Source organism: Paenibacillus glycanilyticus (genome assembly GCF_023715145.1).
Lineage (GTDB): Bacteria > Bacillota > Bacilli > Paenibacillales > Paenibacillaceae > Pristimantibacillus > Pristimantibacillus glycanilyticus_A.
This window is the reverse complement of sequence record NZ_JAMBNP010000002.1, coordinates 308,172-322,401: the sequence shown is the minus strand read 5'-3', so window position 1 is coordinate 322,401 and position 14,230 is coordinate 308,172. Positions and strand designations below refer to the sequence as shown.

At 52.6% G+C, this 14,230-nt stretch carries 13 protein-coding genes; 4 read left to right on the top strand and 9 right to left on the bottom strand.

Going from position 1 to position 14,230, the window contains the following annotated elements; genetic code table 11:
* Nucleotides 1-97 precede the first annotated feature (97 nt).
* Nucleotides 98-484, bottom strand: a complete 387-nt coding sequence (locus M3194_RS06670; protein WP_251652654.1) for a GIY-YIG nuclease family protein — start codon at nucleotides 482-484, stop codon at nucleotides 98-100.
* 68 nt (nucleotides 485-552) lie between these two features.
* On the opposite strand from M3194_RS06670, the gene M3194_RS06665 reads away from it, so the two are divergent.
* Nucleotides 553-747 (top strand): hypothetical protein, encoded by a 195-nt coding sequence (locus M3194_RS06665; RefSeq protein ID WP_251652653.1) that lies wholly within the window; start codon nucleotides 553-555, stop codon nucleotides 745-747.
* Here M3194_RS06665 and M3194_RS06660 read toward each other — a convergent pair.
* The 3 genes from M3194_RS06660 to M3194_RS06650 form a co-directional block, all read right to left on the bottom strand.
* Nucleotides 744-1,124, bottom strand: a complete 381-nt coding sequence (locus M3194_RS06660) for a hypothetical protein (RefSeq protein ID WP_251652652.1) — start codon at nucleotides 1,122-1,124, stop codon at nucleotides 744-746. The genes M3194_RS06665 and M3194_RS06660 overlap by 4 nt on opposite strands.
* Nucleotides 1,125-1,404: 280 nt before the next feature.
* On the bottom strand, nucleotides 1,405-2,256 hold the full coding sequence (locus tag M3194_RS06655) for an NAD-dependent epimerase/dehydratase family protein (RefSeq protein ID WP_251652651.1): 852 nt from the start codon (nucleotides 2,254-2,256) through the stop codon (nucleotides 1,405-1,407).
* A 23-nt stretch (nucleotides 2,257-2,279) separates the two neighbouring features.
* On the bottom strand, nucleotides 2,280-3,392 hold the full coding sequence (locus M3194_RS06650) for an AbrB family transcriptional regulator (RefSeq protein WP_251652650.1): 1,113 nt from the start codon (nucleotides 3,390-3,392) through the stop codon (nucleotides 2,280-2,282).
* Between the two features lie 154 nt (nucleotides 3,393-3,546).
* On the opposite strand from M3194_RS06650, the gene M3194_RS06645 reads away from it, so the two are divergent.
* Entirely contained in the window at nucleotides 3,547-3,861 is a 315-nt protein-coding gene (locus tag M3194_RS06645) for a winged helix-turn-helix domain-containing protein (protein ID WP_251652649.1), read from the top strand.
* A gap of 73 nt (nucleotides 3,862-3,934) precedes the next feature.
* Here the strand turns inward: M3194_RS06645 and M3194_RS06640 are convergent, their stop codons facing one another.
* Nucleotides 3,935-5,575: a hypothetical protein gene (locus M3194_RS06640; RefSeq protein ID WP_251652648.1), complete on the bottom strand. Its 1,641-nt coding sequence runs from the start codon at nucleotides 5,573-5,575 to the stop codon at nucleotides 3,935-3,937.
* Between the two features lie 217 nt (nucleotides 5,576-5,792).
* On the opposite strand from M3194_RS06640, the gene M3194_RS06635 reads away from it, so the two are divergent.
* Both M3194_RS06635 and pdxR read left to right on the top strand, forming a co-directional pair.
* Nucleotides 5,793-7,229, top strand: a complete 1,437-nt coding sequence (locus tag M3194_RS06635; RefSeq protein WP_251652647.1) for a helix-turn-helix domain-containing protein — start codon at nucleotides 5,793-5,795, stop codon at nucleotides 7,227-7,229.
* Between the two features lie 98 nt (nucleotides 7,230-7,327).
* The gene (pdxR, locus tag M3194_RS06630; protein WP_251652646.1) at nucleotides 7,328-8,761 is read left to right on the top strand and encodes a MocR-like pyridoxine biosynthesis transcription factor PdxR; all 1,434 of its coding nucleotides are present in this window, start codon (nucleotides 7,328-7,330) and stop codon (nucleotides 8,759-8,761) included.
* Between the two features lie 68 nt (nucleotides 8,762-8,829).
* On the opposite strand, the gene M3194_RS31205 is transcribed toward pdxR, so the two are convergent.
* The 4 genes from M3194_RS31205 to M3194_RS06615 form a co-directional block, all read right to left on the bottom strand.
* Nucleotides 8,830-8,958 carry a hypothetical protein gene (locus M3194_RS31205; RefSeq protein WP_285889157.1) on the bottom strand — a complete coding sequence of 43 codons (129 nt, stop codon included), beginning with the start codon at nucleotides 8,956-8,958 and terminating at the stop codon, nucleotides 8,830-8,832.
* Nucleotides 8,959-9,128: 170 nt separating this feature from the next.
* Nucleotides 9,129-11,723, bottom strand: coding sequence for a glycoside hydrolase family 2 protein (locus M3194_RS06625; protein WP_251652645.1), 2,595 nt, complete (start codon nucleotides 11,721-11,723; stop codon nucleotides 9,129-9,131).
* A gap of 22 nt (nucleotides 11,724-11,745) precedes the next feature.
* Complete coding sequence (locus tag M3194_RS06620; protein ID WP_251652644.1) at nucleotides 11,746-13,107, bottom strand: ABC transporter substrate-binding protein; 1,362 nt, start codon at nucleotides 13,105-13,107, stop codon at nucleotides 11,746-11,748.
* A gap of 145 nt (nucleotides 13,108-13,252) precedes the next feature.
* Nucleotides 13,253-14,230, bottom strand: coding sequence for a carbohydrate ABC transporter permease (locus tag M3194_RS06615; protein ID WP_251652643.1), 978 nt, complete (start codon nucleotides 14,228-14,230; stop codon nucleotides 13,253-13,255).

Genomic DNA, 14,230 nt, shown 5'->3' with positions numbered 1-14,230 from the left:
TCTTGAAACCGATTGTAGGTTAACGGGAGAATGGAGTCAATCTCCCTGTGATGCAACAACAACCCGCAGCCTCCGTCAGGAAGCAGCGGGTTGCCGTTTAATTCGCACGCGGCCGGCGGTTATAGCCTGCCTCATCATAAGGCTGCAGCTTCTCGAGCCATAGCTCAAGAAGCGCATCTACTTCCGCCTGATATTTTTTCAGCTCGGAACGGTCATTCAGATGCTCCTCGCGGGGCTTGATTGTATCCAGTTCTTCATACGCGAAGCTGCTTCCCCCGTATTTGTTCCAATCCTGCTGTAATTCAAACACGGTATTCATATTCGTCTGCTGCATAAAGGCCAGCCGATTCTTCGCGCCCTCCAAATCCATCGTGCCAAGCACCAATATCTTGCCGTTCTCCACATTCTTGATCTGATAAATGCCCATTCTGCGGAAGGACTGTGCGTAGGCTGTCCCAAGCTCTCTCTTGCGCTGCTTTTCCACTTTTGTCTTCATCCCCTTCATACTTATTTACTAATTTACTAAATAAGTAACGTAGTCAACGATAGCATATGGCTGAGCTCCGCGTCAACTCCACCGGAATTTTTAAAGCGGCATTGGCTGGGTCGGATCCATCAAACGAAAAGCACCGGAATGAAGGTCCATTCCGGTGCTTTGGCGTGCTTAATTATGCCGTTAATTTGATGATTCGAAGCGATGCGCTGGCAATTGGCTGGTCGGCTACCCCGCCAAACGGCGGATACTAGATGACACCGCTTATATTGATGATAGCCGGTGCGCTGGTAGCTGCCGGTATAAGAGCACGCAACTCCACCACATCATTAGCCGCTAAACGCAAAATCGCCGTAGCTCCTACATCATTGACCTGCTGGCCATCGGTCACGGCCAGCCCGGAGGTTGGTGCGGGATTCAGCACGCCGTTAATAAATATCCCGAACGCGCAATGGGTTGGAGGCGGCAGGAAGGACACACTCCAATCCGCAGTGTAATCACCGGCAGTTGGAACCGTCAACGATGTTGCCGTTGCCAGGATTCCACCGGCCATAATCGATGTCGGCTGATCAAATTGGTTAAACCGAACAGCCTGATTGTCGATTAACGTTTGCGCTGCGTTGTCATACACGTTGGCGTAAGCAGGCGAGAACGCTCCCGGAATGCCTTGCTCCCCTTGTGGACCCGCCGGTCCTTGAATTCCCTGCGGCCCTTGCTGTCCGGCCGGACCTTACGCTTGCCATGCCTATGCTTTCTGGATTTCCGGACTGCGGATTTCAAACAAGCACCTCCAAGGTTGTTGTCCCGTTAATGTGTGTGGGACAAGAGCCGCATGGCGTATGCGCTTGTCATGCTTGCCTTGAAAAAGGCTAATCTCACAAAAAAACCTGCATATATGATAGAAATGTATTCTAATTACAGAGCAATCCTTCCCGCCAGGTCGGGTATTGGGGCTTCCAGCCGTATTGCCGTCTGGCCTTCTCGTTAGAGGCTCCCCGCTCGCCGCGGTTCATGGCGCCTTGAATGGCTGGCTCCGGCGCACCAAGAGCACTCGCGTATAACGGCAGCCAGATCTTGCCGGCCGCCGGCTCGTCATCCACGATATTGACGGAGCCAGCCGGCCAATCAAGGGCATGTAGAGCAGCCAACGCGGCATCCTCCACATGCAGGAACGAGGTTCTGCCATCCGTTGCCGGCACCTTTCCCGCTTTGACCTGATTAGCAAACATGCCGTTGTTATATTCATAGAACGTGCCCGGACCATACAAAGCGCCATACCGCAAAATAACGGCATGGGGCATTTCCGCGGCTGCCCGCTCCATCGCAATAACGCCGTCTACCGAGATTTTTCTCGGCAACGGTGCCTCTTCATCCAAACGATCGGCTTCCGTTGCAATCTCTTCTCCGGGTTCATAAGCCCAGGAGATGCTTTGCACGATCATCCGCGGTACGCCTGCTGCCATAGCCGCATCAACCAGATTGCGGGTGCCCTCGATCCGAATCCTCGCATTATCCGCTAGACTCCATTCGCTCAGAGCAGTCAGCTGATGAATAACAACATCAGGGCGATAGTCTGCAAGCAGCTCAAAGAGCCTGTCCCGGTCAAAAACATCGGCAACCGCTGCTTTTGCTCCCGACTGCTTCACTTGGGCAATCTTCGATAGGCTTCTCGTCATACCCATCACCTCATGACCGGCTTCTGCCAGCTTGGGCAGCAGCAATCGGCCAACAACGCCGGCAGCGCCGGCAACAAATATTTTCATAACGATTCCTCCCGTTTACAGGATTAATGCGGCTGCTCGGCACGCGAGCCTTTCGGACTTATTCGGAATAGGAGACGCAGCAGCGGCGGTACCGCAAAGAAGATAAAGAAGGTCCGGAATAATTGATAACCCGATACCATTGACAGATCGGCATTAATCTCATGCGCCAGTATGCCCATCTGATCCATTCCTCCCGGAGCAAGACTAAGCAAAGCGGTAGGCCTGGACACCGGGTGCAAGAGCGTCATTAGCTCGCAAAGTCCCCATGCGCATAACATAAGCACCAGACCGCTACCTATGGCAAAAGCAAAGGTTCTAGCTTTCCGCTGAAGCTTGCCCGGCTTAAGCAGCAGGCCAACGTAGGTGCCAATCATCAGCTGCGCCGCGCTGATTAATCCCGCTGGAAGCGATGGACCATGCAGCCCGATTCCTTGCAGAATAGCCGTCGCAAGCGCGGGGCCAAGCAGGAACGCCGTCGGGAAGTTGATCCGGTTGCCGGCTATCGCGCATAAGGCGCATACTGGAGCGAATACAAGGATATTCGGGAATAAGCCTGCCCAATCATTATGCTTGGCCGTTACGGCTACGGCTGCTGCCGCAGCATCATGCACCTGTCCAAAGACCGGGCTAAAGACGAGTAACGGAATGCCAATGACAATGATCATCAGCCGGACCACCTGCGTAACCGTTACAACCGTCAGATTAACGCCCTTGGTTTCCTCTGCCAGCGCCAGCACTTGCGATAAGCCCCCCGGAATGCTGCCCAATAAAGCCGTCTTGAAATCCGTATCGGACAGCTTGGAAACCGCATAAGCAATCCCTCCGCATAAGAGCAGCAGGATAACCGTCATCAGGCACATCGTCGGAAGCTGCTCCCCCATTTCTCTGAGGGCGGACCCCGTCATGGACAGTCCAATCGTATAGCCGACAATAATCATGCCGGTATTGCGGATTTGACCTGGCCATCTGTATTTGCCTTTCCATACGTTCGTACCAATCAACACCGCAATCATTGGCCCAAGCAGCCATGGAATCGGTGTATTCAACAGATGAAAGATGATTCCTCCGCCTAAGGCGGTTGCAAGAGTAATTAAAAAAGCAAATCCGTTTGTTTCCGTTATCGCTTGCCTGCCCATCGCTTCTAACCTTCCTTTCCTTACCACATTATCATACAGGAAAGTGATGAAGCATGCATACTCGCCTCCGCGTGATCTTTTCTAAGAGTTCATTAAGTTTAGGTTGATATAATACGAGACACAGCCATAATGACGAACCGGAAAGGTGAGACGAATGACTAGCGAGATTCAATACGGAGAGCTCTCCGTCAATCCCCGCACGAAAGAAGCCTTTGCTTGCGGCGAACCGTTATATCTATCGGCGAAGGAATTCGAACTGCTCGAATATTTGTTGTTAAACCGGGAACAGGTTTTATCGAAGGAGCAGCTGCTCAGCCAGGTTCGGGGCTGCCATGCGGAGGTCGGCATAAGCTCCATTGAGGTCTACATTCATTATTTGCGCAAAAAGCTCGCCCCTTCCGGCTGTCAGCGGTATATTCGCAACGTCCGAGGCGTCGGCTTTATGTTCAGGATGAACGGCTTGGAGTGAAAGCCTGACAAGCCTACCCAAACCAAGAAGCCCGGCGGTTGCAGACGCAGCCGACGGGCTTTTTGAACATGCCTTATTTTCCGGAGACCGCATTCGCAATCCTGCTGTGCTGCTCGAAAATATAACCGCCAACCGATTCATCCGCAAGCACAGGAGCAGCCACATGGTCAAAGGTGTTGCGGATCACATAGACTTCATCCCCATCCAAGCAATGGACTCCAATCTCCGAATTCCGCATGACGTTGTTCACGATCATGATATTCTTGTTGTACTTCCCGCTGAATCCTGCGGACTTGATGCCGATGCAGCCTGCTGCCCCGTAACGGGGGAAGAACCCGCAATTATCGAACTCGCAATCCTTGATCATAATATCCGTCGCATGGCCGCCCTCGGAATGGACCGGCAGCTCGGCGCCTAGCAGAACACCGGGATTCATCGTGTTTTTGTACAAGTTGTTAAGCAAATACAGATGATCGTAACGGACAAGATGTCCGGCTCCCGCAATATTGATAAAAGAAGAATCTTTGCACACATAGCGGTCCGGCTCCCAGCACGCTGCTGCCGCCAGCATCCCGTTTGCCGTCCCAACAGGCAAATCCTCATGGAATTGAATACGATACAGATGTCCCAATCCGCGCTTCGCTTCATGCTTCCAGTCTGCGACGGTTAATGGAAAGGTATCCTCGCCGATATGGCACTCCACCGTGCTTCCGGTTATCAACGGGGCAAAGGTATACTTGCAGTAAAATACCGCTTCGCGCTTATGGACGATTTGCTCCAGCTCCAGCCAATTGCTGTGCATATTCTGGCCATCCATCCTAACGCCTTCTATATGCATGCCTGAGATATGGATTTCCCCGCTGCACTTGAACAGCTTCCAGGCATCGCGCGGAGCGGTGAACAATTTGTTCCCGTCAGGCCGGAAGACAACACGCTCAGCGGAGATGCCTCGGCAGCTTTCCGCCAGCATCGCAAATCCGTTTGCGTTTAATGTCCGGATATTGGAGAGCTGCAGATCGTTGCATCTGGCAAAATAGGTCTGAAAATCCGTTCTCGCTCCCTGATGCCAGGACAAAAACTCTCCGACCCGTACCTTGGAGGCTACATCGGCATCCTCGAGCGTCAGCTGCCGTTCTCCGGTGCGTACCCAAGGCTTCTCCGTCCCATAGCCATAGGTGACGCTTTCTCCGGTAAGCGCGCCCGTGCCCGGATCGAATCGGTTCATGCAGTACGCCCCCATCGTCTCCTCGCAGCGGTTCCCTTCGAACACTTCAACAACCGTATGCCGGTCGTCTTTGTGAATAATGACGCCTGCCGAAGCGAAATTCGGCTCCCGGGTAAAGGCCAAGCTGTTCAGCGTCAGCTCCTCGCAATCCTCGCACCACAATATAGAAGGCAGATAGCCGTGAATACGTCCATCATTATATCCAACCAATACGGTAGCTGGTTCGCCTTGCTCATCAACCGCGCCTTGGAGCGTCAGACCTCTAGCGCCCTGCACAACGATATGGCAGTCTTTAAAGCCGGCTTCCGTACTGCTGGCATCATGCTCAAAGCCTTCCGTTTCAAAGATAACCGTACTTTGCAGGATATAACGGCCCGGTTCAAATACAACCTTCGCTGCGCCTGCAGCAATCGCCCGTTCGATGGCCGCCCTTATCCGGCTGGCATCGTCCCCGTCTGTGAAATCTTTTACGTAAATGGACCGTTCCATTGCCTAGTCGCCTCCCCGATGATATAGCGTTAAATGTACTAAATAACCTCGGCGTTTAACAGCAACAATCCCACGAAAAATTGAACTATTCATCGGCATCGCAGGATTATGCTTTTCCGTTGAATCGTGTTAGTTTCCGTGGAATTGCTCACTGTTTTACCGGTCATGCCGGCCTTATGATGGATGTACTTATACTCCTATTGCATGGAGGTTCAGCATGAAAACACTAATCCTTGTAGATGACGAGGCTATCAATCACGGACAACTCCCTTGGAACAAACGGAACTGCAAAATTATCGGAAAAGCGTCAAATGGCGAGGAGGCACTCGAGCTTGTCAGAAGGCTGCTGCCGGATATTTCGCTAATTGAGATCAAATTGCCGGTCGTTGATGAACAATCCCTGCTTCATAAGCTTGGCGATTCGGCTAATAATCTCATCGTGACCGCCCACCGGGATTTGGTGGATGTCGGGACGGCAGGCGCTGTTCAATATCCGCTTCGCAAATACTTCCTGAAGCAGCTGCTGTCCCGTGTATACGAAGAGGATAACGAAATCACAACCCAAGCCAAAGCGCTTGGCATTCATCTGGAATCGGACGCTTTCGTTATGATTCTTGGTCAGATTGATGGGCTTGGTCCCTTTCTCGACGCCTATTCGGAGAAGGATCATCATCTGGTGGAAAACAGCATGCTGGATGTTATCCGGGACTCCCTCCAGCTCTTATTTCCCGAACAGTTCGAGCTCTTCCCGCTGGAATTCGGCAAATTCTCCATATTGCTGCTGCAAGAACCGGCTCAGAGCCAGGAAGAGTCAAGAAACAAATGTCTGCAGCTTGAACGGGCTATCGCGGCTCCGCTTCGTTCCTATTTGAATCTGTCCGTCACCTTAGCCGTGAGCAGCCGCCTGTCTTCCCCTTCCATGATCAGGGAAGGCTACAAGCAGGCCGAGCGATTATTTATTCACCGCTTCTACAAGGAGAGCTCCCACTCCATCTTTGCGGACCAGGTTCCCGAATTTCATCCGCTTACCGAAGCTCTGCAGCTGGAATTGAATGTACTGGCCGTCTCCTTGCGTTACGAGGCGGAATCGGCTCCAGCCCAGAAAAGCTTGAATAGCATATTTGCGCTGCTTCTTCTCTATCGACCGGAGCCGGAGGAGGTTTATGCCTGGCTGCAGTCTCTTGAGTCATTCCTGCGCCAGGATTCCTCCTTACCGGAGTGGCCTGCCTTTGGTCAGGCGGAACGCCTGGCGGAAGCTATCGAGCTGTTGCGCGTTTGGCTGCGTGAGCGGGATGCCGCAACCGCGGGTACGGCAACCGTTCGCGCAGAGATTGCCCGCGCCTTGGATTACATTCATCGGCATATCGCGGACAAGCTTACGATTAACGATATTGCGCTGGAGGCTGGATTAAGTCCTTCCCACTTCAGCCTTCTGTTCAAGAAGGAGCTTGGCAAATCGGCGATAGATTATGTATTGGAGCGGCGAATTGAACTTGCGAAGCATTATTTAAGCGAAGGAAGATTCCGCAACTACGAGCTGGCCGAGAAAGTAGGATTTTCCCATTATTCGTATTTCTCGAATACGTTCAAGAATTACACGGGCATGAGGCCCAACGAATATAAGCGCTCGCTGCGCACGAAAGTCACTTTATAGAAAACCTAAGGACACTCCGTCTTTTCGGGCAGAGTGCTCTTATTTGCTGTATTATGTTAATCTAGATTAATCAGCAACTGCTCGGAAAGGTGAGTACCATGTGGAAACCGGATAGAAACAGCAAGCAGCCGCTGTATCAACAAATCGCGGCGTATTTGGAGCAGAGGATTACACTAGGAGAACTGCCTCCCGGAAGTCTCCTGCCTTCGGAACGCAAACTGGCCGATCAATTAGGCGTTAATCGAAGCACGATTGTACAAGCCTATGAGAATATTCGCTCGCTCGGAATGATCGAGAGCTTAACGGGAAGCGGCACCCGCGTCTGCGGACATAAATGGGGAATGGATCCTTCCCCCAATTGGAACCATTATGTCGAAGGGGGCACCCTTCTTCCCAATCTGCCCTTTATGCGGAGAATAAGGGAAGCGGATCAAAGCAGAGAACCGTTTATTAATTTCGCTAACGGAGAGCTGGCTCCCGAGCTTTCGCCTAATGAAGAAATCAGAAGCCTGATGCAAAGCCTGCCGTTTCGCGAGACGCTTGGATACGGGGATCCGCAGGGTTATGTCCCGCTCCGCAAGGCAATAACTTCATTCCTTCATGAACAGCGGGGAATTCAGGCAACCGATGAATCGATTCTGGTGACATCCGGCTCGCAGCAGTCCTTATATCTCATCACGCAATGTCTGCTCAGTCCCGGTGATGCCATTGCTATTGAGAATCCATCCTATTGCTACTCTTTACCCATGTTTCAGTCCGCGGGAATCCGCTTGTTTGGTTTATCCGTAGATGAGCATGGGGTTAAGCCGGATGATATCCGAGCATTATATAAGCAGCACCGGATCCGGATGGTATTTCTTAATCCGAATTATCAGAATCCGACAGGTGCCGTAATGAGTCCTGTACGAAAAGCAGAGGTTCTAAGCTGCTGTGAACAGCTAGGAATTCCAATCGTTGAGGATGATCCGTTCAGCATGACCTCTTTCGATGAAGCAGCCCCTTCTCCCATCAAGGCTTTAGACCGGAGCGGCAGTGTCTTATACATCGGTTCGTTGTCCAAAGTGGCTGCTTCCGGACTGCGGATCGGCTGGATGGCTGCCCCTGAAGCCGTCATCCGGCGCTTGTCGGACGCACGGCAGCAGATGGATTTCGGCCTGAGCATTTTCCCGCAATGGATAGCCGCGCATCTGCTTGAATCCAATGCGCTAGCCCCTCATCTGGAGCGTCTGAGAGACTCTTTGCGTCTTCGCCGGGATGTGATGGCCGAAGCCCTGTACCGCAAGCTTGGAAGCAAGGTTTCTTTCGAATTGCCCCAAGGCGGGTTAAGTCTCTGGTGTAAAATCAACGAGGAAGTCAAGGACTACGGGCTGCTGAACAACGGAATCAAGAATGGCGTTCTTTTTATTCCGGGCACTGTGTTTGGCACCGAACCGGGTTATGTCAGATTATCCTACGCCCGGGCTTCAATAGAGGAAATCGAGACGGGTATCGATAAATTCGCTTTAGCCTTGAGAGAGACCTTGGCGAAATAAAAATGACGTATGCGCTGTCCACAATTCGGACAATAAGCATACGTCATTTTACTTTGCGCGCAGCGAGATTAATGATGCTGTCCCTCGGCCTCCAGAAGCTCCTCGCCGCTAATAGCCTGACGCCCGAACCATACGATCAGAAATGGACCAGAGATAAACGCTAATGTCAGAAAAATAAAAGAGATTAATTCCTTCATTTGTAACCACCCTTTACATGATGATGTTCTTGAACTCATCATAAATTTCAACCCGGCTTCTGTAACCATCCAATTGGACGGAACTTAGACCATCCAATCTTTCTGATTCCGGAGGGCAAAAGAAAGCCCCGAGCAATGGATACAGATGCTCGGGGCTTCTCCCTGATCGATTACGCGCGGCTTCCCCGCAATTCCATAATATCCTGCTCTTTGCTGGTCAGCTCCAGCTGCAGGCGCTTGATGGTTGCCTCCAGCTTCTGAATCGCTTCCGCATCATTGCCGGATACGGCAACGGCTAGCGCGGCAGCAACAGCCGGAGCATTCGCTTTCGATTCGGCTTTGCGGCTTTCTTCCGCATACGAAGGATCGTAAATGAGCGGCAGGGCAGGCTTCACGGAACGAATGACGATCTGATCGGATGCAAGACCGTTGCAGAATGCTTTTACGGCAATCTCGCCGGACTCCGTCGTTGCCCGAACGAATGCCGTTGCCGTCCCGAACTGCGTACGCATCGGATTAGCGCCCGGGACTGGACCGTCAACAATCTCGCCCGGTCCCTCAACCACAAAGTGAATGTATTCATTGCCAAGCACCTTCGGAACGCCTTTATGATCGACGAGCACGGCACGAACCGGAATAAAATCGGAGCCGTCGGCGGCCAGGCCGATATGTACGTCGTCCACCTCGAGCTTCACGCCGGCCAGCCATTCCGAATAGACTTTTACTTCACGGCAGACTACCTCACCGTTAATTAAGCCTTCTGCCACCATTTCAATCTCGCCCGTCCGGTGACGCCAGTTCGACGAGATTTCATGGAAGTCGAATACATCCTTGAACACAACGGGCGGATGCGGCATCGCCGTGTAATTCGGCTCCGGCTTTTGTGTGCCAATCACTTGGCCAAGCCAGGTCAACCGGACTTCTTCGCAGTTCGTGAACAGGATCACATCGCTGCCGGATACCTGTGTCAGCTCGTGGGTAATGTAGACCATTGGGCCCGTTTCAATCCCCTTCAGCTTAAAGTCGGGAGCGTATTGGCTCTTGAACAAATAATAGGAGTAACGAGGCACGCGGTACAGGTCAAGCACCCCGCCAAGGAACGGATCCGGATGGTAGCCCCGTTGATGGTCAATTCCGCACCATACCGTTGCTCCTACGCGCTTCGGAGGCGTTGAGTAGACATCATCGAGATCTCTGGCCCGGATCATCGCCTGATTGAGCATCGCAAGCTCCCCCCATTCGCGCTTCACGCGGGTCATCGCATTCTGGGAACCAAAGTTATCGACTTCGCCGCCATCGCCGTATTCCCTGGTGAGCGAGCATTTCTCGTCTTGCATGCTGCCATGATAGTAGAAGTCGAAGCCGGCTTCTTTGGCGCTGTCCACGTCCGCGCAGGTGAACGCGCCCGGGAACGGGAATTCTTTATGGACAATCCGGTGCATTTCCTTCAGCATGGAGACCGGCTGATCATCCGTCTCGTTAAGCGCCGTTTCCCATAGAAGGACAGCCGGACGGTTCCGATCGCGCCTTACCATCGCGCGCGTATCCTCGAATACGCGCTGTTCGAATACGGGATCCTCGTTATTGTAGAATTGCCAGCCCGGATTCGCTACCGTAACGAGCAATCCGAGTTCGTCGCAAGCGTCCATAAACGCGGATGCCAGCGGATAATGGGCGGCGCGCACAACGTTGGAGCCGCCTTCGCGGAGCAGCACCGCATCGCGCCATTGGCCGGAATTCGGCAAGGCATTGCCGACGTATACGTAATCCTGATGGCGGTTGACGCCGCTCAGTTTTTCCCCGATATAGGATTTGTTAACGAAGAAGCCTTCGTCGCCGCGCATCTCGAACAAGCGGATGCCAAACCTCGTTTTGAAGCTGTCGACGATATTCCCGTTCTCCAGCACTTCCGTCCGGATGAAATGGAGATATGGATCATTCGGATGCCACAGTCTTACGTCCCGCGCGTCCATCTTCTGGACGAATGTTCCCTTCTCGCCGGATTTCAGCTCTGCCATCTCTTCGAAGACGAGCAATTCCTTGCCGTCCTCATTCTCAAGCACGGTGCGCAGCGTGAAGCAGCGGTTAGCCCCGTCCTCATTCTCCACTTCCGTCCTCACTTCAATATCCGCCTGTCTTTCGGAGACATCGCGAATGCCAATAAATACACCCCCGCCGGCAACCGTTGAACTTAGCAGGTTATGCGTCACATGCAGCTGCTCCGTTGCGATCAGGTACACATCGCGGTAAATCCCCCCGAGGTAGCTGAAATCCAGATAGTCCTGCGGCTTGCCCGGCGGATAGGTCGGATCATTGGAATTGTCTGCCCGCACGGCAATGATGTTCTCCCGGCCATCAGAATAAACAAGGTGGCTGATATCCGCCGCGAAAGGAAGATAACCGCCCAAATGCCGCACGGCTGGCTGTCCGTTCACCCAAACATCGGCAATTCCCATGACCGCTTCGAAATGAATAACGGTCCGCTTGCCTTTTAACTCCTCAGGAAGAATAAACTGCTTCCGGTACCAAGCCGTACCTTGGTAATTGCGCATCCCGCTCGCGTTCTCGCCGAGAATCTCGAGGCCGTGAGGCAGCGCTGCTGCCTCCCAGTCTCTGTCATCGAACTGCGCCTCATGAGCGCCCGGTGCATCCCCTTTAAGGAAACGCCAGCCCGGATTGAAGTTAAATACTTGTCTCGGACTTCCTTCAATTCCGTAAAAGCCTGCCGTGGAATATTGCGGTACCCTCTTCTTGCCTTGTTTCATTGCCGAATCTCTCCTTCGTATCTTAATCCAGGCCCAGCTCTTTGCGCAGACCCAGGGTATACTCGTTGAAATGCTCCGCTTTTTCGAAAATCGGCTTGTTCAGATCTTCGCCTTCTTTGAATGCATGCTGTACTTCGTCGCTCCACCATTGCACGTATTCCGAAGCGCCAACGATTTTGCCAACCGGCTCGGCTCTCATTTCAACGCCAATTGTGGCAAGGATATTCGTGCCTTTCCAGATCGGAGTTTCGATCAGCGCATCCTTCAGCTCTTGGTCTTCCGTAAGCGGGAAGTCGCCGTTCTGCAGCATGATCTGCTGTGCTTCAACGGTATTCATGAACGAGAGGTACTTCACTGCCGCATCCTGATGCTTGGAAGCGCTAAGCACGCCGATGCCCGTACCTACCGTATAGCCGACTTGCTTCGCTTTGCCGGCTGGAAGCGGCAATACATCCCAGTTAAACTTGGCATTTTCGCGTTTGTTTTTGCCTTCCCAAACTCCGTGAATTTCGAACGCGACATTGCCCTTCATCCAATCCGTACCGGATTTTTCAAGATCAGCCCATACCCCGATGGAGTGGTCAACGTCCTGCAGGTTCTTAATCCATTCGATGTCGCTTTTTGCTTCAGGCGTTGTCATCAGGCTTTGCTTCCAATCCTGATCCATAAAGTACAGGTTAGGAGACGTGCCGTTAGCTACGCCAAGCACCCCGGCTGTAATGATGGAGTTGAAATGGCCGTACGCAATGCCGTACTCGCCAACGCTTGGATCCGTCACTTTCTTCGCGATTTCGCGGTAGTCCTCCCAGGTCCAGTTGTTTGCCGGCATATCGATACCGTGCTTAGCGAGCAGATCCTTGTTCACATAAACGATAATCGGATTTTCCGCGCGCGGAATGGCGAGCTGCTGCCCTTTGAATTGCAGCGCTTCAAGCGAGCTTGCCGGAATTTTGGCCGTGCTGAGCACCGAATCCGACTTCATATAAGGCGACAAATCAACCAGAAGATTATCCTTCGCAAACGGAATGGTATCCTGGACCCAAATAATGTCCGCCGGAGTACCAGCAGCCTGAAGCGCCGTAGCTTTCTCCAGCATGTCGTTTACGCCGCCGCCATCGGCAAGGGCGATATTAACGGAAATGTTCGGGTATTTCTCATGGAACATATCCAGAACCTTTTGTTCATTCGGGGACACGGCGGAACCGCGAATGTAAGTCAGCGTGACCGGCTCTTCGGACGGTTTCTCCGATGCCTCTGCACTTGCCGCAGGAGATTCGGACGGCATGTTGGACGGCTTGTTATTATTGCTTGTGCAAGCGCTCAGAATAAGCGTGAACAGCATCATTACGGAAAATAGCATCATCGATAATCTTTTCTTTGTCATGGACTAATCCTCCCGTTTTATGAATCGATTATTAAGACCTAAGAATTGCCGTTAGCTCCCCTTGATTCGTTTCCAATGCTGCAGACCCCTGATATCCCCCGTCTTCTGCTTCCCGCATCACCCCTTTCAAGCCATCCAGCGCCGGTCAATCCACTAAACCCGTACGTTCGATTCCTTCGACAAACCAGCGCTGGGCAATCATATAGAGAACAAGCGGCGGGAACACGATCAGGAATGCGCCGGCCATCTTGGTTCCTTCCGTCACCGGATTTTGCGTCATCGTCGCCATGCTTGGATTGTCGCCGAAGATAGCCGCCTCAAGCCCCGACAATTTGTTGGACAGCGGGATGAAATCACCCGAGAGGAACATGGAGGTCAGATAACCTTCGTTCCAATACCAGATGAAAGAGAACAAGAAAACAACCAGGCATGCCGATGAAGCAAGCGGCATGATAATCCGGAGGAACAGCCGGAACATGGAAGCTCCGTCGATCATCGCTGCCTCCTCGAGCGCCTTCGGAAGAGAGAGGAAAAACTGCCGGAAAATAATGATGAACAGCGCGCTCTTAATTCCTTGCCCAAGCAGCGCCGGAATAAGAAAGACAAACGGCGTACCGAGCCAGCCCAGCTTGCTGAAGGTTACATACAGCGGAATCATGATCACTTGCGGCGGGATCAGGAAAGTCAGGAAGACTAGCGCGAAGAACAGCTTCTTCCCGGGAAATTGCAGCCGCGCAAGCGCATAACCGGTTATGGCGCATACAAATACCTGAAGCAGCGAACCGCCCGCCGCGAGCAGCATGGAATTCATGAAGGCACGCGGATAACTGAGTCCTTTAAACGCGCGGGAGAGATTATCCCAATCGATCGTCCGCGGGATCCATTTCACCGTAGGGTCCAGCAGATCGGAGAGCCCCTTCAGCATGGTGCTGATCATGTAAAAAAACGGCTGAAGGTACAAATACGCAATAATCGATAACATGAAGTAAATAAACAGCTTGGCGAGCAGCCCGTCATTCATGTGCTGACCAAGCACCGCCAGCTTGATCCGCTGAGCCTTGCGGCTGTTAACATAGGAACGGACCTGGCGCGTGTACCGCCGGACGACAGCTTCGGTCTTCAT

Bases quoted from the DNA above. Each gene is read 5' to 3' on its own strand.
- M3194_RS06665 (WP_251652653.1), top strand. From the start codon at position 553: ATGGCTGAGCTCCGCGTCAACTCCACCGGAATTTTTAAAGCGGCATTG.
- M3194_RS06655 (WP_251652651.1), bottom strand. From the start codon at position 2,256: ATGAAAATATTTGTTGCCGGCGCTGCCGGCGTTGTTGGCCGATTGCTG.
- M3194_RS06650 (WP_251652650.1), bottom strand. From the start codon at position 3,392: ATGGGCAGGCAAGCGATAACGGAAACAAACGGATTTGCTTTTTTAATT.
- M3194_RS06645 (WP_251652649.1), top strand. From the start codon at position 3,547: ATGACTAGCGAGATTCAATACGGAGAGCTCTCCGTCAATCCCCGCACG.
- M3194_RS06640 (WP_251652648.1), bottom strand. From the start codon at position 5,575: ATGGAACGGTCCATTTACGTAAAAGATTTCACAGACGGGGACGATGCC.
- M3194_RS06635 (WP_251652647.1), top strand. From the start codon at position 5,793: ATGAAAACACTAATCCTTGTAGATGACGAGGCTATCAATCACGGACAA.
- pdxR (WP_251652646.1), top strand. From the start codon at position 7,328: ATGTGGAAACCGGATAGAAACAGCAAGCAGCCGCTGTATCAACAAATC.
- M3194_RS31205 (WP_285889157.1), bottom strand. From the start codon at position 8,958: ATGAAGGAATTAATCTCTTTTATTTTTCTGACATTAGCGTTTATCTCT.
- M3194_RS06625 (WP_251652645.1), bottom strand. From the start codon at position 11,723: ATGAAACAAGGCAAGAAGAGGGTACCGCAATATTCCACGGCAGGCTTT.
- M3194_RS06620 (WP_251652644.1), bottom strand. From the start codon at position 13,107: ATGACAAAGAAAAGATTATCGATGATGCTATTTTCCGTAATGATGCTG.
- M3194_RS06615 (WP_251652643.1), bottom strand. From the start codon at position 14,230: ATGAAGACCGAAGCTGTCGTCCGGCGGTACACGCGCCAGGTCCGTTCC.